Origin of the sequence: Lysobacter gummosus, from assembly GCF_001442805.1 — a bacterium.
Lineage (GTDB): Bacteria > Pseudomonadota > Gammaproteobacteria > Xanthomonadales > Xanthomonadaceae > Lysobacter > Lysobacter gummosus.
In genome coordinates, this window is record NZ_CP011131.1 from 4306247 (window position 1) to 4329152 (window position 22906).

A 22906-nucleotide genomic window follows, 5' to 3' on the forward strand; every position below is an offset into this window, starting at 1 on the left:
AAACCACGCCGGAGGCTGCGTCGTAGTACGAATTCCAATAGAGGTTGCCTTGATTCATGCGGATCGAGCCCTTGAAGCGATGCCGAAAGAAGCGACACGAGCGCCGTGCCTGCCGTTGAAACCGACCGGATCGATCCGCTTCATGGACGGCACGCCACTTCGATCAGATCGTCGGCGCCGACATCCAGCTTGCAGTCCTGCAGGATCGACGCGATTCGCCCGATGCTGTCGAAGCCGCCGCGGCCTTCGCGCAGGCCGAACAACGCGTAGTGCTCCGCGCCCCGGCCGATCAGACCCGCATCGACGGCGTTCGCCACGTCGGCGTACATGGACAGGTATGCCGCTTCGTCGGCCGCCACGATCTCGCGCAGCGCATTGACCGGCACGCTGCGACCGGACATGTATTCCAGCGAAGCCAGCAGAACCCGCGCATCCAGAACCTGCGCCTTGGGCACGCGCTTGGACGACAGCGCCAGATTCAACTCGCGGTACTGGGCCACATGGACGCTGGAGTCGGTGCGCCTGAGCACTTCGAAGGCGACCTGGTAGAAGTCCTGCGCCAGGCTGCGCGTGTCCTTGACGAAGCCGATCAGCTTGTCCAGCGCGAGATCTCCGCGGCCCAATGCCGCTTCCAGCTTGATATCCGCCAGCCGCGGGTCGTATATCGGAACGGTCGATTCGCAAGGCCGTGCGGCCTGCACATGCAAGCTGACCAGATCGCCGTCCTCGAACTCGTGCCGGGGCGCCGTAGACGAACGCAGGTCTTCCGCGAACGCCATGGCGATGCGTTGATTGCCTTCCGATTGCGCCAATCGGATCAGCAGCGACAGCGCGTCCTCGCGAGACAGGCTGTGCGACATCAACTGGTGCCGCAGATCGGAGGTTGGCAACAAGGAGTACTGCCACCACAGCCGGTTGTGCGCATCGACCGCGACCTTCTTGCCGAGAATCAACGACAACAAGTCGCGAGCCACCGGGCTGTCGGGCGGCAGTTCGCAAGCGTCGAAGCAGCGACGGAAGTTTTTCACCATGCTGGTGCGCGACAGCATGCTGGGGCGGCCGACCTCGTACAGATACAGAGGCTTGGGCACGATCTCGATCTTCATCCCGGCCTGGAGCATGCGCAGGAACAACTCGTAGTCTTCGTGGCCGACGCCCTTGATTTCGGTGTAGCCGCCGATCGACCGCAGCGCGCTGGTCCGGATCAACGCGGTCGCCGCGCCCAGGCTGTTCTCGGACACCGCGATCGACAGCGGTCCTGCGATGGGGACATAACAGACCTTCGGCTCCGCCCCGCCCAGGCCCGCGATCAATTCCGGACGGTTGGATTCGGGCATGAAGGAGTTCAGGCAATTGATCACGTCCGCGTCGGTGGCGACCGCGGCCTCGACCAGGTGCTCGATCAGGTTCGGGAACGCGTAATCGTCGTCGTCGAGAAAACAGATGTACTCCGCGTCGGTCGCGGCCAATGCGGTATTTCGCGCCGCGCCGAGGTAGCCGTTCTCGCGCCGGATCAGGCGCGCGCCGATGCGCGAAATGAACGGCTCCAGCTGGGCCAGGGCGTTTATCGTGGCCTCGCTCCGGGAGCCGTCATCGACGAGGATGATTTCGATATTCGAATAAGACTGGCGGACGACCGAGATCAGCGCGTCCACCAGCTTCGACGGGCGCTCGTAGTGGGTGATCGCGAACGCGACCTTGGGCTGCCGCGTCTTGCCCGGCTTCCGGGGCTTGACCTGCTGGCGATGGAACTCCAGCCAGGCGTCTTCGATTTCGCCCAGCGACTGCGCGGCGCGCGGCGCCTCGAGCCCATTCTCGATCGCCCAGCGAATCTTCTGCGCCAGCGCCGCTGCTTCGATTTCGCACAACCCCGGATAGTCCGGTTCGAGCAGTTCCGGGCCGCCGCCGTCCACGGAGGAAATCAACGGCACTCCGATGGCGACCGTTTCCAGCACGGTATAAGGGCTGTTCTCGAACGGCGACGGCACCACCACCATCGGCGCGCGCAACGACGCCAGGTACGCGGCCACGCCGGAGCGATCGCATCCGGTCCTGACCTTGCAACCGAACGACCACTTGCGGCTGCGATCGATCAGATACACGCCGGACGGCTGCGAATCCACCATCCCGAACTTGCCCATGAACGTCACGCCGATGTTGCGGCCGGCCAGAAAGCCGTCGAGGCGATCGAGCGCGTCGCAGAACACCGCGAATCCCTTGCGATCCTCATGACGGGCGAACATCACCAGGTCGGTGACGGGCCCGGAACCTGCGCCCATGGTGTCGGCCTGCAGTTCGCGAACGATGTTCGAACACACGTTCTTGAGCACCACGACGCGCTCGACCGGCGGCAGTTCGAAATCGTTCTCGCGCAGCCACTGCACCAGATAGGCGCTGGGGCTGACCACGTAGTCGGCATTGCGGATCGAAACCCGTTCCAGATGGTCGATCTTGAGCTGATCTTCGTGGACGAAGAAGGTCTTGTTCGCTTCGATCGTCCAGCGCGTGGGCCCGTGCAGCTGCACCACCAACAACGATGTCTCGAAGGCCAGCCCCTGCTTCTTCGCATTGACGCAGAAGAAGCCCAGCCCTTTGTAGTCGTGGAAATGGATGAAATCGTAGCGACGCGCCGCTTCGATCTGCCGATAGACCGCATAGGCGCGGCGCTCGTGCGATACCGGACCATCGACATAGCGATTCATGTCGAGAAAGCTGATCTTGATCGATTTGTCGCGGAATTTTTCCTGTAGCCGGACCATCTCCGCATCCGACAGCGGCGACAACGGGCAGAACAGGATGTCCACCAGCGCCCCGCGCGCGGCCAGCAGCAAGGCCAGCTCATGGAAGGCCGCGCCAATTCCTCCGCAACCGCCGACTCCGGGCAGTTCCTCGGTCACCAGGCACACGGCGGGCCGCTCGGGCAGCAGGCTGATCTTTTGCATTACATTCACTTTCTTCCCCATTGTTTAGCTGCAACGGCCGTCAGCGCGCCCCCTGCGCCCCAGACAGCCAGTAGACCGGTCAGGCCGCTTCCACGATTCCGCCCGCCACCATCTGCAGTGGCGCGCCCAGACGGTTGCGGGCCATTCCCGCGGACACGCGCAGCCGCACGGCGATGTCGGCCGGATCGGCGCTATCCGGATGGCCCAGGGCGAAACGGAAACCGAAGCGTCCGGAGCGCTTGGCGGTCGCGCGCAGCACGTCGTCGCGTTCGACCCGGTCGAAGCGCTCCAGGAACCGGCTTTCGCCGTCGATCTCAACGCACAGGACTTCGACCTCGCGGCCGCGATCGCCGATCGCCCAACCCTCGACCTCGATCAGGCCTTCGCGCAAACGTATCTTTTCCACGAAGCCGCTGATATCGCCGAACAACAGCGGATCGCGGGCCGCGACTTGTTCGCGCAACCTGCCGCCGGCTTGCGACACCATTTCGCGGTAGACGGACAAACCTTCCTCGACCGCGCCGAAATAGCGCATGCGGCCGGCTTCCAGAACCAGCGCCTTGTTGCACAAGGTTCGATGCAGATCGGAACTGTGTCCGGCCAGCACCACGATCCGGCTGCCGTGGAAGCGGTCCTTCATGCGGTCCTGGGCGCGGCTCAGGAAGGCACCGTCGCCGGCGCTGATCCATTCGTCCATCAACAGGATGTCGGGCTGCACCGCGGTGGAAATGGCGAAGCCCAGACGCGTTTTCTGGCCGGCCGACAGGGTGTTCAAGCGGTGATTCGCGCGATCGTGCAGTCCGGCGAACTCCAGTATTCCGGCCAGGGCGCTCTGCAGCTGGCGCCGGCGCAGGCCCATGGCGGTGCCGCGCAGGAATACGTTCTCGCTGACCGAGGCATGCTCGGCGAAGCCTAGGGTCGGACTGAGCAGAGACTGCATGCGGCCGCGGCTTTCGACCACGCCACGGGTCGGAATAAAGGCGCCGTTGAGCACCCGCAGCAATGTGGTCTTGCCGGCGCCGTTGAGCCCGATAAGCGCGATGCGGTCGCCTTCTTCGGCGGCGAAGTCGATCGACGAAAGCACGGTCGAGTAACGACGCGTGGTTCCGCTCAGGCTGGAACGCAGTCCGATCGGTCTGCCGCCGGACAGGTTCTGCATGTCCACCGGCAGTTCCAGCGACACATGGTGCGCGCGCAGACAGGTCGTCATCGGTCCCGGCCTCACAGCCACACCGCGACGCGACGTGCGTACAGCCGGTAGGTCACCGCCGCAGCGATCAGGCCGGTCACGGTCATCACCGGCAGATAGACCCAGCTCGAAGCGTCGATGGTTTCGCCGAGCAGCGGCGCGCGGATCGCCAGCAACAGATGATGAAAAGGGTTGGCTCGCATGAACACGCCCGAGGCGGTGTCTTCCGGCGCGGCCTGCGGATACCAGACCACCGGGGTGATCAGGAATGCGGCCATCATGATGCTGCCCATCAATTCGGACAGGTCGGGGAATCGCGCCCCGGCGATGGACAGCACCACCGAGAACGAAAACAGATTGACCAGCACCACGGCCAGCCCCGCCACCGCCAGCGGGATGCCGGCCAGATCGAAATCCGGCGATGCGATCGCCACCGCCATCACCAGCGGCATGGTGAGCAGGAAGTAATAGAACGAGCGCGCGAGATTGCGCAGGATGAAATCGGTCAGCCGCTGGTTGCCGTCGTAGATGAAGTACTGATAGCCCGCGAACACCGAGGTGGCGTCGCTCATCACCGCCGCCACCATGCGGAATATGGTGTAGCCGATACCGATATGAGCGAAGAAACGCGCCTTGTCGATGCCAGGCTGCATCGACACCAGGAAGCCGCCGATCACCCAGATATAGACCACCGTCGGGATCAGCAGCCACAGCATCCCCAGCCGCATCTTCCGGTACCGAACGACCGTATCGAGCCAACTCCCGTACAGCCAATGATCCGGCTTGCGGACGCTTTGCATGAAGTGATTGAACAACATACTCACGAGTTCACCTTGATTGCGTCCAGCACTTCCCCACCGCCACTCGGCTTGCGAGCGACCGCGGCGGGAAGGCCAGTTCGAAATGGACGCTGTCCAGCGACAGGTTCGGGTTATAGGCCGGATCGTTGAGCAGGGTTTCGCCCCAACGGTGCAGCATCGTCTGCGCCTCGATCCGGAAGCGTTCGCGTTTTTCCACGGTGTTTTCCGCGCCGCGACTGGCCGATTCGTGGTGGTAGAGCTCCGCGAACGGCGTCCACACATTGCGGTAACCGCGAGCGCTCACTCTCAGGCACAGATCCACGTCGTTGAACGCGACCGCCAGGCTCTCGTCCATGCCGCCGACTTCTTCGAACACCTCACGCCGGATCGCCAGGCACGCGCCGGTCACGGCCGCCATGTTGTGCGCCACGCCGGCGCGGCCGAGATAGCCGTTGCTGCCGCGTCGCAAATGCCCGTGGGCATGACCCGCCACGCCGCCCACGCCCAGGATCACCCCGGCATGCTGGATCGTGTCGCCCGGGTAATACAGCATCCCGCCGACCGCGCCGACTTCCTTGCGGATCGCGTGCGAGACCATCTCGTCGAGCCAGTCCGGCGCGATCACTTCGGTGTCGTTGTTGAGCAGGCACAGCACCGAGCCTGCGGCATTGCGCACACCGTCGTTGATGATCGCGGAGAAGTTGAACGGCCCGGGGCGCGCGATCACCCGCACTTGTTCGTGTCGGCGCAACTCATCCAGGTAAGCCAGGGCCTCGGGTTCGCTGGAACCGTTGTCCATCACCAGCACTTCGAACGGCCGGTAGGCGGTGCGCACCAGCACGCTGTCCAGGCAAGTGCGCAGCAGGTTCGCGCGGTCGCGCGTGGGCACGATCAGCGACACCAGCGGCCGGTTCCTGAGTTCGCGCACGGTGCGGTAATAGCCGTGCGGCGTAATCTCCACGCGCGCCAGCACGCCGGTACGGCCCAGATGGTCTTCGATCGCGCGCCGCCCGGCCTCCAGCGCGTACGACTTGTTGCCGCCCGATTGCGCGGTCGAGTGCGAGCTGATGCGCCAGTGGTACAGCACCCGCGGGATGTGCACGATCTGGTGCTCCTGCAGGCGTTCGGCGCAACGCAGCAGCAAGTCGTGGTCCTGCGCGCCTTCGTAGCCGGGCCGCAATCCGCCCAGCGCGCGCACCAGTTCGGTGCGGATCACGGTGAAGTGGCAGATGTAGTTCTGCGAACGCAGCAGGTCGGGATTCCAGGCCGGCTTGAAATTGGGTTCGGTGCGGCGGCCGCTTTCGTCGATCTTGTCTTCGTCGGAATACAGCAGTTGCGCCTCGGGATGCTCCTGGATCGCCCGCGCCATTTCCGCCAGCGCTTCCTCGCCGAGTTCGTCGTCGTGATCGAGGAAGCCGAGGTAGTCGCCGCAGGCCAGCTCGATCGCGCTGTTGCTGGCCTCGCAGATATGCCCATGGTTTTCGCGGAAATGGACCTGGATGCGCGAGTCGCGCGCGGCGTACTCGCGCAGCGCGCGCTTGACCGCGCCGGAATGCGAAACATCGTCGGCGATGCACAGCTGCCAATACGGATAGCTTTGCCCGATCACGCTGTCGATGCAGCGCCGCAACCACGCCAGCGGCGGGTCGCGCACCGGCAGGACGATGGAAATCAGCGGCGCCTGCGGCGGGGGGGCGGCGGGTTCGCGCGGGCGATCCTCGCGCCGCTCGAAGCGCGCCATCCAGTGCTGGTAGGAATTCGCGCCCTGGCGCAAGCTGCGGCGATAGCGCTGCAACAGCGTCTTGCCGCCCGCCATCAACTGCCCGCGCACGGCATCGCGCGCGAACGCGATGCCGGCGGCGATCGCGTCCTCCCACAGCAAGGCGCGGGTCGCGCGTTGAATGCCGCGCAGCATTTCCCAGACCGCGCGCGGGCGGGAAATACGGCGCAAGCGGAAGCGATCGAGCGAGAAACGCGCCGTCGATTCGGTCGGATCGAAGCGCAGGCCGCGCAGCGGCGAACCGATCAGCACCACGGTGTCCGAGCGGCCCTTCGCAGACGGCTCGGCGAGCGCGATGCGCAAGGCCTCGGAGTAGCCGCCGCCGTAATCCGGGTACAGACACGGCGCGACGATCGCGCCTTCATCCAGGCCGAAGCGCATCGTCAGCAGATACCAGCCCGGCGCCGGCAGCGCGGCGGCGCTGGAGGCACGCAGTTCGAACTGCGGATCGTCGCCGTCCGTCCGGTATTCGCAACGCGCCTGCGTGCGCTGGGCTTGCAACTGGTGCACGGGCACCAGTTGCAGTTGCCCGTCTTGCGCATCTACCAAACCTTCGTCCCCCATCGTGCCCTCCACACGCCCGACGGACATCGGGACGTCCGCCAGCTCCGTGTCGCGCGGCGTGGCATTCGCCGCGGCGCGTGCTTCCCCTGTCTCAATCGGTGAAGTGACCCAAATAAATCCCAATTGGAGAATCACACTCTGATCAGAAAACTGTCAAGCGCGCGAAAACCGCCCGATCGCGGGTCTGCGAGCGCGGCTCGCCGTGGAAAACCTTGGTGTGGTTTGCGTCCGCCCGAGCGGATGGCGTATTGGGCGTGCCCTGAACCGGCGCAAAGTACTTGGCTATCCGGCCATTATTTATGCACGCCGAAACGATGACGGCGGTGCGGGCCACTCGATTGCGCGCGATCGAAAAGCCGCCGGCCGGCTGCGCTCAACGGAATCGACATCGGGAACGCAGCCATCCTGATCAGAAAATGTGCCTTCGGATGACGTCCACGCTGTGGGCGGCTTCGGATGATCGAGCGCAATCCGGACTGGTCGGCGGCGATTCAAGTCGCCCACACCGGCGAGCCAACGCGATGACGCGGATCAGGGTTTATCCGTCGGCGCCGGCAATCGCGCCAAGCGATAGGACAAGGCGCCAAGCACATCGCCGTCGTGATACGAATCATGGCAACGCAAGCAATCCGGCTGCGCACGCAAACCACCGAGCGCGCGCCGGCCGTCGCCGTCTGCCGCGCCGGCCACCTCCAACCCGCGCTTCGCGATCAACTGCGCCAATGCCGTGCGCTCGAAATCGTCGAGCGCACGCGTCCGGCTGTGGTTGTTGTGCACGTCGAGATCGATTCCGACACCGGCGACCAGCACGCCGGACCGCGCGTCCGTGTCGGAGGACTTGAGGCCGGCGTAGGCGACCGGCTGTTCATGCCGGGCCACTCCGATCAGGTCTATTGCGGTAATGCGATATCGGACGCCGTCGACGCTGAGCGTCTTGCGCCAATCGCGCAACGGCTTGACGGGAAGCCGGTTGGGGCCAAAGCCGGAGGCTTCGATGAAACCGCGCTCGTACTGGCGGTGCATCGCTTCGGCCGATGACCAGTGCCCTGCCGCCTCATCGCGCGGCGCCTCTACCGCGGCCGCGATCCAGGCCGAGCCGGCCAGTACGACCACCAATACAACGCTCGCGATTCCACGACGCCCCATGACAATCTCCCTTTGCCTTCGCCGGCTGCCTGCAAGGCGGCCGCTACGCCGGAACTATAAGACGCGGCGGCCACGACGCAGCGCGCCGCCGGCCGCCGCATTGCCGGCGGGTTCAGGCGAAACGGTCGGTCGCCTTGACCAGCGCGTCCACGTTTTCGTCCTCGAACGCCGAATGCCCCGAGGCCGGAGTGATGGTCAGTTCCGCCTTCGGCCAGGCCTGCTTGAGTTCCCACGCGTTCTGCACCGGGCAGACCACGTCGTAGCGGCCGTGCACGATCACCCCGGGGATGTCCGCGATCTTGTGCGCGTCGCGCAGCAACTGGTCTTCCACTTCGAAGAAGCCGCCGTTGACGAAGTAGTGGTTCTCGATGCGGGCGAAGGCCAGGGCGAACCGGGGGTCTTCGTGGCCGCTGACGAAATCCTGGTCCACGTGCAGGAAGCTGGTCGCGCCTTCCCACACGCTCCACGCGCGCGCCGCGTCCAGGCGGGTCTTTTCGTCTTCGCTGGTGAGGCGGCGATGGAAGGCGCTGATCAGGTCGTGGCGCTCGACCGGCGGAATCGCCTTGAGGTAGTGCTCCCACGCGTCGGGGAACAGGCGCGAGGCGCCTTCCTGATAGAACCATTCCAGCTCCCAGCGACGCAGCATGAAGATGCCGCGCAGAACCAGCTCGGTGACGCGCTGCGGATGGGTTTGCGCGTAGGCCAGCGCCAGGGTCGAACCCCAGGAGCCGCCGAACACCTGCCAGCGTTCGATGCCGAGCTTGGCGCGCAGCTTTTCGATATCGGCCACCAGTTCCCAGGTGCCGTTGCCGACCAGGTCCGCGTGCGGCGTGGAACGGCCGCTGCCGCGCTGATCGAACAGCACGATGCGGTACTTGGCCGGATCGTGGAACCGCCGCATCTTCGGGCTGCAGCCCGCGCCGGGACCGCCGTGCAGCAGCACCACCGGCTTGCCGTCGGGATTGCCGCACTGCTCGTAGTACAAGGTGTGGCGGTCATCGACCTTGATCGTGCCGGTGTCGAAGGGTTCGATATCGGGATAGAGCGTGCGCATCGGAAGCCTCTTGTGCGGGATAGCGCGCAGTCTAATCAAGGCCGGCGCGGCTTGCTGTGCACGCGGCCGGGCGAACCCTTTGATGCGGCGAGCTACGGCGCGGCGAATGTCCGACTTTGCGCAATCGGCGCAATGGTCGCGGAGCGCCGCCGCCGCTAGGGCGCGGCCGCGGGCATGCGCGCCAGGGTGACCCGGTCCCGGTCTTCCCAATCGCGCTCGGTCGCCGCATCGACCAGTCCGGCGGCGAGCAACAGCGCGCGCACCGCCGCGCCCTGCTCCCAACCGTGTTCGATCAGCAGCCATCCGCCCGGACGCAGGTGCGCGGGCGCGCCGCCGGCGATGGCGCGGATCGCATCGAGCCCGTCGGCGCCCGAGGCCAGCGCGCTGAGCGGTTCGTAACGCAGATCGCCCTGGCGCAGATGCTCGTCGCGTTCTTCGATATACGGCGGGTTGCTCGCGATCAGATCGAAACGCTGGCCGGCCAGCGGCGCCCACCAATCGCCTTCGCGGAACTCGACATTGGCCAAGCCCAGCGTGCGCGCATTGCCGCGCGCGATCTCCAGCGCCGCGGCGCTGACATCCACCGCGATCACCATCGCCCGCGGCCGCTCAGACGCCAACGCCAGGGCGATCGCGCCGCTGCCGGTGCCCAGGTCGGCCACGCTCAGCTCGCGCTCTTGCGGCAGCCGCTGCAGCGCCAGTTCGACCAGCCGCTCGGTTTCCGGACGCGGGATCAAGGTTGCCGGAGTCACATGCAGGTCGAAGCGCCAGAAGCCGCGGTGGCCGATCAGATACGCGACCGGCTCGCCTTCGATGCGGCGTTCCAGCAGATCGCGGAAACCTCGCGCCGCTTCCCCATCCAGGCGGTAATCGTCGTGCGCGAACAACCAGCTGCGCGAACGGCCCAGCACGTGGGCGAGCAAAATTTCGGCCTCGGCCGGATCGATGCGGCTACGCGCCTCGCGCAGGACCGCCGCCACCGGCAGCGGGGAAAACGCGGCATCGCGCAGGGAGTCTGGGTCGGAAATCATCGCCACATGCTACCGGAGCCCGACCGGCAGCGGCCCCGCAAGCCGCCTGTCCGGGGTTCGAGGCCTCTCGGCCGGGCCGGAATCGCGCCCACGCCGCGAGCCCGCATCCAATGTGCTTGGAACCGCCATTTCGCGCTGCGTCTTCATCGCTGACGCGTGCTGCATCGCAATATCGAATGTGCTTACAGATAGCCGCGGGCGATTACGCAAACCAGTAAACCGACAGGACACGCAAGCCGCATTCACCCCCGCGGCGATCACAGATTTGTGAATAAAACCGACGTTGCGTCACCGAATCCGCCGAATCGGCGGCGATGAAATAAGTCGTGCGCAGGCTCGGTTGCGGCGCGCAAAACCGCGTGCTAACCACGGCTTGGGTACATCGCGGTTTATGCCGTCCCTCGCGCCGGCCGCCGCCGCGATGCGCTCCGTCTTCGCTCGCCGCGTTCATCGCGACGGTCGCCGGCGCTGTTTCACACATGATGAGTTCACTCAACCAAGGAATGTTTTCATGAAGAAGATTTCGATCCTCAAAGTGCAGAAGCTGAAGACCACCTCCGTTGCCGCGTATCCGATCTGGGTCTGCCTGCCGTTCCCCTGGCCGCGCTTCTGACCTGAGCCGGGCGCCCGGCCACGGCGGTTCCGCCGTAGCGGGCGCACTGTCTTGAACTCCGCCAGGGATGGGCGGACATCCCCTCCTTCCTAGCGCATCGCGTCGGCCGCCGTTTCGCGGCTGCATGCGCGGCGCGCGCCCCTGGACAGCTCTCGACAGCCACCAGATGTGGTTGCGGGCCGGCGTTCGTTCGCCGGCCCGCTTACGCCCATCGCAACGACCGTCCCATCGAGCATCCCGCAATGCCAAAGCACGACGAGCAGACGTACTTCGTCATTCCGCTATCGGTTCAGCCCGAAGGCGATGGCTATTACATCGGCAACGCCGAGCTCAACGAGTTCTACGAGTTCCCCGAAGACGGTCTGCGCATCATCCAGATGCTGCGCAAGGGCGACAGCGCCGAGCAGATCAAGGCCGCGCTGGCCGCGCAGTCCGACGAAACCCTGGACGTTGACGACTTCATCGAGCAGCTCGTCGAAATCGGCTTCATCCATCGCCAGCAGGATCAACACCGCTACGACGAACAGTTGGCCGAATCGACCGCCGGCGACAAGCGTCTTTCGTTCAAGGGCAACCTGGCATTGGCGCGCGCGCTGTTCTCGCCGCTGTCGCTGGCGATCTACCTGGGCGTGATCGGCTATGCCGCCCTCAGCGCGTATCAGGACCCGCGCCTGCGCCTGAATCTGCAGGCGTTCTATCTCGAACAACACCTGACCCTGACCCTGGTCACGCTGCTGGTGCTGTACTTCCTCGCCACCATGCTGCACGAACTGGGCCACATGATGGCCGCGGCGCGCTACGGCGTGCATTCGCGGCTGGGCATCGGCAATCGCCTGTGGGATCTGGTCGCCGAAGCCGACCTGACCGGCATCCTGTCTCTGCCGCGCTCGCAGCGCTATCTGCCGCTGATGGCCGGCATGATGGTGGACGTGCTCAACATCGCCTTGCTGACGCTCGCCATCGGCTGGTTGATCGATCACAGCGGCAACGCCTTCCTGATCCAGCTGCTGCAAGCGCTGATCCTGCAGCTGCTGATCACGATCTCGTGGCAATTCAATATTTTCCTGCGCACCGACATGTACTACGTCGTGTGCAATTTCTTCGGCAATCCGGACCTGGACCGGCAGGCGCGGATCTATCTGCGCGACCGCATGCACCGGATCAGCTTCGGGCGTTTCGGCGAAGCCGCCGAAGCGATCGATCACCGCAACATCGGCGTGCTGCGCGCGTTCTCGCTGCTATGGGTGATCGGGCGGATTTCCGCGCTGATATTCCTCGCCTTCGTGCTGATCCCGACACTCTCGCGCTACGTGCGCAAGGCCTACGACAGTTTCGCCAGCCCGCAGGCGACCCAGGCCACCGCGATGGACGCCGCCGGCTTCGCCGCGATCTCGGTGGCCCTGTTCGCCGGCGGCATGTATCTGTGGCTGCGCCGGCGCTGAAGGCGCCCGGCGCAGCCGCTCATTTCACCGACCCGAATGCATAAGGAGATTGCAATGAACCTCGCCGTCGGCGACACCGGACTGCAGCGGCTGCTCCGACTCCATCCGGCCAACGCCGGCCCCGCCGCCGCGAACCCGGCGCGGGTGCTGGAGATCGACGCCGACTTCGCCCGCGACGGCACCTGGGCCGGCGCGCGCGAACTGGCCGAGCGCGCTTACCTCGAACTGCTGGAACACGGCCGCGAGGATCTGATCGACGCGCACAACGCCGAACTGCACATGGCCTTGCCGCTGCATCGCGAGCGCATACCGCTCAAGTACGCCTGCCTGACCGATACCGCACGCGACGCCGAGCGCACGCGCAATTTCCCGCTCGATCGCGCCTATCGCCTGGTCCACGGCCTGGTCGGCCTGGTGCTGGACTGGAAGCAGGCGGTCGCGCCGGGCGAGTCGTGGCTGGTGCTGGTACGCCAGTACGACCACGCCCAGCATTTGGCGACGCGCTTGTTCGCCGAACTGGCCCGGCGCGCGGCGCGGCGCGGCGAAATCGCGGTGATCATCGACAGCGCGCTCGATCACGCCGAACTGGGTCGGCGCGCGCCTGGCTTACAAACCTCGCTCGCGAGCGATGAGCTGCGCGCACGTCCGGCGCCGTCGCGCGCCGGCGCGCCGGGCGAAGCCGAAGGCGCCGCGCTCGAAGCCGAACTCGCCCGCGGCGGCGCGCTGGACTGGGAAATCAACGCGCCGCGCCTGCTGGCGCACCACCTCAGCCGCGGCGAATCGCTGGCGGCGGCGCAGGTCGCGCTGCGCGCGCTGTGCCTGTGCAATCACTACGGCTACTACCACGAGTCGGCCAGCTTCGCCGACACCGTGCTGCCGCATTTCGACGAGATGGTCGGCGACGACGAAGACGCGCGCTGGAACTACCTGGGCAATATTTTCCAGGGCATGGTCACCACCGACGCCGAAGTGCGCGCGCTGCGCCTGATCCTGGATCTGGCCGAGCCCCGGCTGACCCGGCGCGAGCTGCGGGCGAAGATGCATTACCTGCTGTCGATGATCTACCTGCGCTATTCGAAAAAGCCCGATCTGGCACTGGCCGAGCACTACATCCTGCTCGCCGCCGCCGACATCGACGCCGCCCGCGGCGAAATCCCCGATGCCGATCAGACTTTCCTCAAGGTGTTCATCGACAACGGCCTGGCCTTCCTGCGCGTGCGCCAGGGCCGGCCGCAGGACGCGCTGGCGCTGTGCCAGGAGGGTTACGCCCTGCTCACGCGCGAACTCGGCGAAGATCGCCACACCCTGCATCGCTCGGTGCTGCAGTACAACACCGCGCAGGTCTACGTGATGCTCGACCGCACCGAAGACGCGCTGGTGCATTACCGCAAGTCGATCGAGATGGACCCGTACTACTCCGAGTACTACAACGAAAGCGCCAACATCCTGCAGCGCGAAGAGCGCTTTGAGGAAGCGCTGGAGCTGTACGAATCGGCCGCGCGCTACAGCGCGCCGTATCCGGAGGTGCATTTCAATCGCGGCGTCTGCCATTCGCGCCTGAGCGAATGGGAGCAGGCGCTGGCGTTCTTCGAACTGAGCCTGGAACTCAATCCGGCGCAGCCGGAGATCCATGTGCTGCGCGCGGAAATCCACGAGGAACTCGACGACGCCGAGCGCGCGCTGGCCGATTACGACGCGGCGATCGCGCTTGCGGCCGATTCGGTGCCGGCGCGGGTCAACCGCGCGGTGATGCATTTCGGTCGCGGCCGTTACGATCTGGCGCTGTCGGACATGGATCACGTGATCGCGATCGATGGCGGACAGGCCGGTCATTACGAGAACCGTGCCGAGATCCACAAGGCCATGCGTCAGGACGAGTTGTACCGGCTCGATCTCGATCGCGCCGAGGCCTGTCGCGAAACGGCTTGAGGTTTCGGCCCGGGCGCTCGGGCTTCGGGCCTGAGCGCCTCTCTCGCAAGTGCGGTTCGGGTCTGTCCATCGGAAGCGATGGCGCCCTGTCGCGCCATCTCATAACGGCGTGGCTCGAAAGCGGGATCGCCATTCCGACTCCACACCCGCCCCACTCCTTGCATCGCGCGCGGACACCGCGCGCGAATACGACTCCGCGTCGCCTCAATCGCGCAGCGGCTTGCTGCGCCGCAACGCGTGGCCAGCGCAATCCGTGCGCGGGTTCGGATTTCGCCATCGCCGCGCGAATCCATGCAGCGCCTTGATTGCTCGGGGAAAACCTCGACGGCGCGCCGGGTTTAAACGTTTTTACCTGTTTTAAATCGATCTAAATATTGACATGCCGGAATCGGCGCTCGCACTGTCAGCGCGTCGCCGGGCTTGGCGACGAGCGCGCATTGCCGGACCGCGAACCTCATCGCGGCACTCCGATGCGCATTACCGCCATTGCGTCGCCTTGACGCCCACCGCAGGGGATCGCTCCATGTCGAAGCAGTCGAACCAGAAACCGTCCGCGGCCTCGCGCCGCCTGATGCCGGCGCTCGCCGCGCTGAGTCTCGCCCTCGCCGCGCCGGCCGCGGTCGGCGGCGAATCGGCGATCTTCGGCGGAGGCCCGTTCTATTCCGGCGGCCAGACCGTCATCAACGACCTGCGCGATTCGGGCTTCACCACAGTGTTCCTGTGGAGCATCCACATCGAGGACAACGGCGACCTGGTCTACAACGACATCCCGGTGGTCAAGAACGGCGCCTACGCCGGCGCCGACGCCGATTGGCCGGCGCGACTGGCCTCGCTGAAGACCGCGCCGACCTCGGTCAAGCGCGTGGAAGTCTCGATCGGCGCCTGGGGCGTACCCGACTTCGAGCGCATGGCCAAACTGGCCAACGGCACCGCCGCCGGCTGCGGCACCACCATCGTCTGCGGTACCGGCAGCACCAGCATCCTGTACCGCAATTTCCAGGCGCTGAAGACCGCCACCGGCGCCGACGCGGTCAACTTCGACGACGAGAGCCATTACAACGTCGCCGACACCACCACCTTCGGCCAGATGCTGGTCGGGCTGGGCTACAAGATCACCTTCGCGCCGTACACCAATCAATCGTTCTGGAAGGGCGTCAAGGACAACCTGGGTAGCTCGGTCGATCGCATCTACCTGCAGGTGTACGACGGCGGCGCCGGCAACGATCCGGCGAACTGGAATACCGCGATGGGCATGACCGTCATGCCCGGCCTGTGGACCAAGCACGGCAGCGGCTGCACCTCGGGCGACAGCCCCTCGCAGGTGCAGACGCGCATGGCCGGCTGGAAGACCAGCGCCGGCATCAGCGGCGGTTTCCTGTGGTTGTACGACGACATCCAGAAGTGCTGGGCGCAGGGCACCACCGCGCAATACGCTTCCGCGATCAATGCCGCCGTCAGCGGCAACACTCCGCCGGTGGCGAACTTCGGCGTCAGCATCAGCGGCCTGACCGCGAACTTCAGCGATTCCTCCAGCGATGCCGACGGCAGCATCGCTTCGCGCAGCTGGAATTTCGGCGACAGCGGCACCTCCACCGCGACCAATCCCAGTCACGCCTATGCCAGCGCCGGCAACTACACCGTCACCCTCACCGTGACCGATAACGGCGGCGCCACCAACACCAAGACCTCGACCGTGTCGGTCGGCGCGGGCAACGTCAACCTCGCGCTCAACAAACCGACCACGAGTTCGACCGCGTGCAACAGCAACGAATCGGGGGCCAAGGCGGTCAACGGCAGCGTCTCGGGCGGCAACACGGACAAGTTCTGTTCGTTGACCTCGCCGTCGTGGCTGCAGGTCGATCTGGGCTCGGCGCAGACCGTCAGCAGCTTCACCGTCAAGCACGCCGGCGCGGGCGGCGAATCGGCGACGTGGAACAGCAAGGCTTTCACCATCCAGACTTCGAGCAACGGCACGTCCTGGAGCACGCCGGTGACGATCACCAACAACACCGGCAATTCCTCCACGCACTCGATCACGGCGACTTCGGCGCGGTACGTGAAGCTCAATGTGACTACGCCTACGCAGAACACGGATCCGGCTACTCGGATTTATGAGTTCGAGGTCAGGTGAGTGGTGTGAGGGGGATCTGATCGGCGCTAGGGCGCCGGTTTTGGGGTTGGGGTGTGAGGGGAGATCGGGGCCACCGTCATGCAACGCATGGCGGTGGCTTTTTTGTTTTGGCCTGGATGCGCCATAGAATCCGCCGCCGCCGCCGTTGCCGTTGCCGTTGCCGTTGCCGTTGCCGTTGCCGTTGCCGTTGCCGTTGCCGTTGCCGTTGCCAAGATTTTGCTTCGCTTCGCCTTTGTTTTTGTAGTTGCTGGGCGTCGCTAGTAACTCGCGAGACCAGGGACACCCGGAGGGCGGCGCACATGGACGTGCGCCGGGTGCCACCTTGGGCAGGATGCCCAATGTGGCACCTGCCTGCGCAAGCACCGTACTCGTGGCTTTTGACTCGAAACAGCCCAAAGCCCTTTCTTTGGTTACTTTCTTTGTGGCTTTGGACAAAGAAAGTGACCCGCCGCTCCATGGCGGAAGCTTTAAGCGTTAGATCTTGCTCTCGCCCTTGCTCTCGCTCTCGCTCTCGCTCTCGCTTGAGGCTTCTGCTTTTTGCTCGTCATTCCCGCGAACGCGGGAATCCAGTGCCTTTCGTGCGAGAACGCTTGAAGTCGCTGGATTCCCGCGTTCGCGGGAATGACGGTAGGAGGGAGTGCGCAGATCTGGTTGTTTCGATCAAGGACATCAGGTTCCTTAGAAGCCTTAGAAGCCACAAGCAAGATCAAACGCTAAACGCTTCCGCCATAAAGCGGCGGGTCACTTTCTTTGTCCAAAGCGACAAAGAAAGTAACCAAAGAAAACGCATTGGCTGTTTCGAGTCAAAAGCCACGAGTACGGTGCTTGCGCAGGCAGGTGCCACATTGGGCATCCTGCCCAAGGTGACACCCGGCGCACGTCCATGTGCGCCGCCCTCCGGGTGTCCCTGGTCTCGCGAGTTACTAGCTGCGCCAAGCCAGAGCTGAAGCAAAGACGAAGCAAATCACGGCAACAGCAACAGCAGCAAAAACAGCAAAAACTACAACTACAACTACAACTAACACTACAACAGCGACAGCGACAGCGACAGCAACAGCAACAGCAACAGGAAGATAACGCCCCCCAAAACGAAAATCGCCGGCTTTCGCCGGCGATCCCGTACAACCATGCCATCGGCCAAATCAACCGATCACATCTGCTCCAACGTCACCGCCACCGCATGCACCACCGCGCCGATCTTGAGCGCGCTCTGCACGCCCTGCGCGCTGATCTCATGCTTGCGCAACACCTTCTCGTGCGAGTCCATGCAGGCACCGCAACCGTTGATCGCCGACACCGCCAGCGACGCCAGCTCGAAGGTCATCTTGTCGATGCCCGGATTCGCCATCACGTTCATGCGCAAACCCGCGCGCAACTGGCCGTACTCTTCGTTCTGGATCAGATGGGTGGCGCGGTAGTAGATGTTGTTCATCGCCATCACCGCCGCCGCGGCCTTGGCGCCGTTGATCTCTTCCGGCGACAGCTTCTCGGCGGCGAATTCCTCCACCGCCGCGGCGAACGGCTTGTAGCGCGAGGCGATCGCGCAGGCCAGCGCTATCGCGCGGATCTGCTTGGCGTCCACGCCCGGCGAACCGGCGTCGCTGAGCACGCTGTCGAGGTTGAGCTTGAGGTCCTTGGCGTAATCGGGCAGCGAATTGCGAAGTTCGGAAAGGCTCATCGAAAACTCCTGAAATCTGCGGAAACCATCCGTCGGGCGACGGACACGCGTCAACGCCTGGCGGGCATGCGCAAGCGCACGGCTGGCTGGGATGACGATAAGAAAGGCGCCTGCGCTGACACGCATGCGCGAGTAAGTGCGGCCGGAGCGAACCCCGGCCGCGGGGCACATCCCGCACGGGAGGGAGGGGGGCCGGTACGACCGGCCGCATGCGGGTGTTGCCGAAAAAACCTGCGCTGGCGGCTCAGGCCGACAGCGCAGCAGAACCAGAGGGGAGCCGGGTCACGGAATCCGGCTCCGCCGGAGATCACTCCGGGCCGATCATCGCTACGAACTGTCCGTTGCCGGACGGTCTCGGACGAATCAAGCGACCTTGAGGGTGCTCTCGCCCTGGCTCCAGTTGCACGGGCACAGCTCGTCGGTCTGCAGGGCGTCCAGCACGCGCAGCACTTCCTGCGGGTTGCGGCCGACCGAACCGTCGGTGACGTAGACGAAGCGGATGATGCCGTCCGGATCGACCAGGAAGGTGGCGCGCTGAGCGACGCCGTCGTCGGTCAGGATGCCCAGCGCCGAGGTCAGGTCCTTCTTGATGTCGGCCAGCATGGGGAACGGCAGGTCGCGCAGATCCTTGTGATCCTTGCGCCACGCCAGATGCACGAACTCGCTGTCGGTGGACGCGGCCAGTACCTGGCAGTCGCGGTCCAGGAACTGCTGGTTCAGGTCGCCGAAACCCTTGATCTCGGTCGGGCAGACGAAGGTGAAGTCCTTCGGGTAGAAGAACACCAGCAGCCACTTGCCCTTGTAGGTGTCGTTGTCGATGTCGGCGAACGCGCTATCGAGACTGTCGATACCGACCGTGGCCTTGACCTTGAACTTGGGGAACTTTTCGCCGATCGAAAGCATGCGTATGACTCCTTGAGGGGATGGGATGGGTGGAAATCGGGTTGGGTGTAGCCGATGGGTACAACCTATGCCGTGTATGTTGCATCACAGCATTTGATTAATGAAATGAATTGTTCCTATTATGCCGATAGCCATCCTCAATTGACAGCCGTCGTATGAATCTTCGTGATCTTAAATATCTGGTCGCCCTGGCCGATCACAAGCACTTCGGCCGGGCCGCGGCGGCGAGTTTCGTCAGCCAGCCGACGCTGTCCACCCAGATCAAGAAGCTGGAGGAAGAACTGGGCGTATCGCTGGTCGAACGCGCGCCGCGGCGGGTCATGCTGACGCCGGTCGGACGCGATATCGCCGAACGCGCGCGCAAGGTCATCGCCGATGTCGAGCAGATGAGCGAGATCGCCCGCCGCAGCCAGGACCCGGAAGCCGGCACGGTGCGCCTGGGCCTGTTCCCGACGCTGGGGCCGTACCTGCTGCCGCACGTGGTGCCGGGCCTGCGCAAGCGCTTCCCGCGCCTGGAGTTGCTGCTGGTGGAAGAGAAGACCGACCAGATCCTCGCCCGCCTGCGCGACGGCCGCCTCGACGCCGGCCTGCTGGCGCTGCCGATCCACGACGACCAACTGCATGTGGAGCCCTTGTTCGACGAACCCTTCCTGCTGGCGGTGCCGCAGCAGCATCCGATGGCCGGGCGCGACTCGCTGGATCTGCACGACCTGGACGATCAGCACCTGTTGCTGCTGGAAGAAGGCCACTGCCTGCGCGAACAGGCCCTGGACGTATGCCGCCTGTCCGGCGCCGACGAACGCGACGGGTTCCGCGCCACCAGCCTGGAAACGCTGCGGCAGATGGTCGCCGCCGGCGTGGGCATCACCTTGTTGCCGATGCTGGCGGTGCAGCCGCCGGTGCCGCCCTCGCCGGACATCCACCTGCTGAGCTTCAACGGCGAATCCCCGCACCGCGAAGTCGGCATGCTGTGGCGGCGCAGCTCGGCGATGTCGGATTTCCTGATGCAGTTGGCCGATGAGTTGCGCAAGTTGCCGGCCTCGCTGCTGCAGCGACCGCCCACCAGCGCGGAACGCAAAAGTTTGCGCGAGCCGCACTGAGCTTCGCGCGCGGCCGGCCCCGGCGGAATCAGCGAAAAGACCCGGGGTTTCGCCCGGTTCACCCGACATCCATCGCGCGCCGTCGCGCCGATTCGCAATCGCGGCTTGAAACTGATTGCGCCGCCGGCCGCTGTTTCGGCCTTGACCGCATTCCTACAGTGACAACCAGACCGCGGGCGCTCCAGCGCCCCGGCTCCCATCCCTGAGGACTACGAACATGCCGGCGCAAACCGAAACCACCCCCGTGATCAACATCGCCGTGCTGAAGGCCCGCCCCGGCCAACGCGTCGCGCTCGCTGCGGCACTGATCGAACTGGTCGCCCCCACTCGCGACGAGCAAGGCTGCCTCGACTACACCTTGTTCGAACTGGCCGATGAGCCCGGCACGTTCTATATGCGCGAATCCTTCGCCGATCAGGGCGCCTTCCAGGTCCACATCGCCACGCCGCACTTCAAGGCGTTTCAACGCCGTTTCGACGAATTGCTGGGCGCGCCCCTGCGGCTGATCGGGCTGCGCAAACTCGCTTAGCCGTTGCCTCCTCTCCCGCAGGCGAGAGAAGGATGGGTTCGAGGCCGTGCAAACCGACTCAGCCCCCGGCATGAACGCGCCGAAGTCTTTTGCGGGAGGGGCTTCAGCCCCGAGGCCTCTCGATCAGATCACTGCCCCGTAGCGAACAGCATCGGGGCTGAAGCTGCTCCTGCAAAAAGGACCGACGAACTGAGGCATCCGTCGCAGGATTGCCCGCATCGCGCCACACGCGCACCTTGCCGCCTCGCACTCGAAGCCGGAAGCTCGGAACCGCCCCGCCCATCGCGGTGCCGCCGCATTCCGCGGCTCTCGCCATGGCCCTCCCTCCGCTTACGAGATCACCCACATGCGATCACGCCTACCCTCGCGCCTGTCCGCCGCCGCGCTCGGCCTGCTGTGCCTCAGCGCCGCGCCGGTGTTCGCCGCCGACGAATTCGGCAGCGACTGGGACGACCCGCGCACCGCCGACCCGCCGGTGGCCCGCCCGGATACGCGCAGTTGCACCGTCGAAGTACTGGACACCGCGTTCGCCGATTTCGAATGGCACCTGGGCGCGATCGCGCCGCCGGCCGCCTGCCCCGGCCCGTGGAGCAAGGTGGTGCTGGAAATGGACGGCCAGGTGAAAGGCGTGCAGTTCGATCGCCTGGGCTATCTGCAGATCGGCGGCATGACCGTGCTGTCGACCAGCACCCCGGAGCCCTCGCGCGACGGCATCGGCTGGCATGTCGAAAAAGACATCAGCGCCTACGCGGCGCTGCTGAAATCGCCGCAGCAGGTGCGCATGTACCTGGGCAACGTGGTCAACCAGACCTACACCGGCGTGATCTACGTGCAGGCGCGGGTCGTGTTCTACAACGCCGACCGCCGCCACCCGGCGCCGGACAGCGCCGATGCGGTCGCGCCGTTGAGCAATGAACGCCGCGACGGCAGCGATCTGATCGGCGACTACACCCTGCCCGCCAACGCCACGCGCTGGATCGGCGAGGTCTACGCCACCGGCTCGGGCGGCGGCTGCGAAGAGTTCTGGTACTTCACCGCGCCGCCGGAGGCGAACTACTCCTGCCCCGCCCAGCACGGCCCGTATCGCGAAGTGCAGGTGCTGATCGACGGCCGCGTCGCCGGCATCGCCATGCCGTATCCGCACATCTACACCGGCGGCTGGTCGAATCCGTTCCTGTGGTACGTGCTACCGGCGTCGCGCGCGTTCAATATCGAGCCGATCCGCTACGACCTGTCGCCCTTCATCGGCGCGGTCAACGACGGCCGCGCGCACGAAGTGCGGTTTCGCGTGGCCAACCTGCCCGACGGCGCCTCCGGCTGGACCTTGCAGCCGAACCTGCAAGCCTGGACCGACGCGCGCCGCGCCGCCACCGGCGGGCGTCTGCTCAGTTACGAGTTGACTCCGCTTGCGGCCGAGTCGAAATACAGCGCGTCGCCGGACGGAACGTTCCAGGTCGATACCCGCGGCGGCCATCGTCTGCGCGCGAGCGGTTACGTCGATACCTCGAAGGGCCGCGAATACACCACGGTCGAGCGCATCGTCGGCAACACCAATCTGCACGGCTGGGGCGCGGACGAGAACCCCGATGGCATCCAGGGCGAATGGAACGACACTCAAACCGTCACTCGCCTGGGCCGCGGCCTGCCGAGCGTGTCGAGGCAATCGCAGCGCTTCGGCGTGGACGGCTCGATCAGCGTGCAGCCTTCGGGCACGGCGCAGCGCATCGTCACCAGGATGAAGATCTCCGACGAGGCCAACATCTTGCAGACCCCGGCCCCGGGCCAGCCGGCGCTCGCGCAGATCAAGCGCAACCGCTTCGAAGGCGAAGCCGGCTGGAACTACGGCGTGCCGCGGCCGGAGCGGCATGCGACCGGGCATTCGACACAGCGCCACCGCAGCATCGGCACGCAGGGTTGCTACGACCACGAGATTTCGCAGAGCAACGGCTTCATCGCGACCGATCGCTATCGCTGCGGACAGCCCTGATCGCATCGCGGCACGCCTTGCCCCGCGTTTCGGCGCGGGGCAAGGGTGAGGCTGCGGTTGGGTCGGATCGAAAGACGTCGGGGCTAAG

Annotated in this window: 16 protein-coding genes; 7 read left to right on the plus strand and 9 right to left on the minus strand. The window is 65.3% G+C overall.

What is annotated here, in order from left to right; translation table 11 throughout:
• Positions 1–140: 140 nt before the first annotated feature.
• The 7 genes from LG3211_RS17480 to prmC form a co-directional block, all read right to left on the minus strand.
• A complete protein-coding gene (locus LG3211_RS17480; protein WP_057943940.1) occupies positions 141–2942 on the minus strand; it encodes a glycosyltransferase in 2802 nt (933 codons plus the stop codon).
• A gap of 79 nt (positions 2943–3021) precedes the next feature.
• Positions 3022–4152: an ABC transporter ATP-binding protein gene (locus LG3211_RS17485; protein ID WP_057943941.1), complete on the minus strand. Its 1131-nt coding sequence runs from the start codon at positions 4150–4152 to the stop codon at positions 3022–3024.
• 11 nt (positions 4153–4163) lie between these two features.
• Positions 4164–4955, minus strand: a complete 792-nt coding sequence (locus tag LG3211_RS17490) for an ABC transporter permease (RefSeq protein WP_148648985.1) — start codon at positions 4953–4955, stop codon at positions 4164–4166.
• A gap of 4 nt (positions 4956–4959) precedes the next feature.
• Positions 4960–7275, minus strand: a complete 2316-nt coding sequence (locus tag LG3211_RS17495; protein ID WP_187313044.1) for a glycosyltransferase family 2 protein — start codon at positions 7273–7275, stop codon at positions 4960–4962.
• A gap of 531 nt (positions 7276–7806) precedes the next feature.
• Entirely contained in the window at positions 7807–8391 is a 585-nt protein-coding gene (locus tag LG3211_RS17500) for a hypothetical protein (RefSeq protein ID WP_057943944.1), read from the minus strand.
• A 142-nt stretch (positions 8392–8533) separates the two neighbouring features.
• Complete coding sequence (gene pip / locus LG3211_RS17505; RefSeq protein WP_057943945.1) at positions 8534–9475, minus strand: prolyl aminopeptidase; 942 nt, start codon at positions 9473–9475, stop codon at positions 8534–8536.
• Between the two features lie 155 nt (positions 9476–9630).
• A complete protein-coding gene (gene prmC, locus LG3211_RS17510) occupies positions 9631–10506 on the minus strand; it encodes a peptide chain release factor N(5)-glutamine methyltransferase (RefSeq protein ID WP_057943946.1) in 876 nt (291 codons plus the stop codon).
• An 855-nt stretch (positions 10507–11361) separates the two neighbouring features.
• Between prmC and LG3211_RS17515 the strand changes: the two genes are divergently transcribed.
• The 4 genes from LG3211_RS17515 (at position 11362) to LG3211_RS25870 (ending at position 16882) form a co-directional block, all read left to right on the plus strand.
• A complete protein-coding gene (locus LG3211_RS17515; protein ID WP_057943947.1) occupies positions 11362–12561 on the plus strand; it encodes a PqqD family protein in 1200 nt (399 codons plus the stop codon).
• 54 nt (positions 12562–12615) lie between these two features.
• Entirely contained in the window at positions 12616–14490 is a 1875-nt protein-coding gene (locus tag LG3211_RS17520) for a tetratricopeptide repeat protein (protein ID WP_057943948.1), read from the plus strand.
• A gap of 523 nt (positions 14491–15013) precedes the next feature.
• Complete coding sequence (locus LG3211_RS17525; protein WP_083512625.1) at positions 15014–16621, plus strand: PKD domain-containing protein; 1608 nt, start codon at positions 15014–15016, stop codon at positions 16619–16621.
• A 78-nt stretch (positions 16622–16699) separates the two neighbouring features.
• Complete coding sequence (locus tag LG3211_RS25870; RefSeq protein ID WP_148648986.1) at positions 16700–16882, plus strand: hypothetical protein; 183 nt, start codon at positions 16700–16702, stop codon at positions 16880–16882.
• An 889-nt stretch (positions 16883–17771) separates the two neighbouring features.
• Here LG3211_RS25870 and ahpD read toward each other — a convergent pair.
• Both ahpD and LG3211_RS17535 read right to left on the minus strand, forming a co-directional pair.
• Positions 17772–18299: an alkylhydroperoxidase, AhpD family gene (gene ahpD, locus LG3211_RS17530; protein ID WP_057943949.1), complete on the minus strand. Its 528-nt coding sequence runs from the start codon at positions 18297–18299 to the stop codon at positions 17772–17774.
• A gap of 363 nt (positions 18300–18662) precedes the next feature.
• Positions 18663–19202 (minus strand): peroxiredoxin, encoded by a 540-nt coding sequence (locus LG3211_RS17535; protein ID WP_057943950.1) that lies wholly within the window; start codon positions 19200–19202, stop codon positions 18663–18665.
• Between the two features lie 155 nt (positions 19203–19357).
• Here LG3211_RS17535 and LG3211_RS17540 point away from each other — a divergent pair, with 155 nt between their 5' ends.
• From LG3211_RS17540 to LG3211_RS17550, 3 genes are all read left to right on the plus strand, one after another.
• Entirely contained in the window at positions 19358–20302 is a 945-nt protein-coding gene (locus tag LG3211_RS17540; protein WP_057943951.1) for a LysR substrate-binding domain-containing protein, read from the plus strand.
• A gap of 217 nt (positions 20303–20519) precedes the next feature.
• Positions 20520–20831, plus strand: a complete 312-nt coding sequence (locus LG3211_RS17545; RefSeq protein ID WP_057943952.1) for a putative quinol monooxygenase — start codon at positions 20520–20522, stop codon at positions 20829–20831.
• A 346-nt stretch (positions 20832–21177) separates the two neighbouring features.
• Entirely contained in the window at positions 21178–22818 is a 1641-nt protein-coding gene (locus tag LG3211_RS17550) for a peptide-N4-asparagine amidase (RefSeq protein ID WP_057943953.1), read from the plus strand.
• Positions 22819–22906 lie beyond the last annotated feature (88 nt).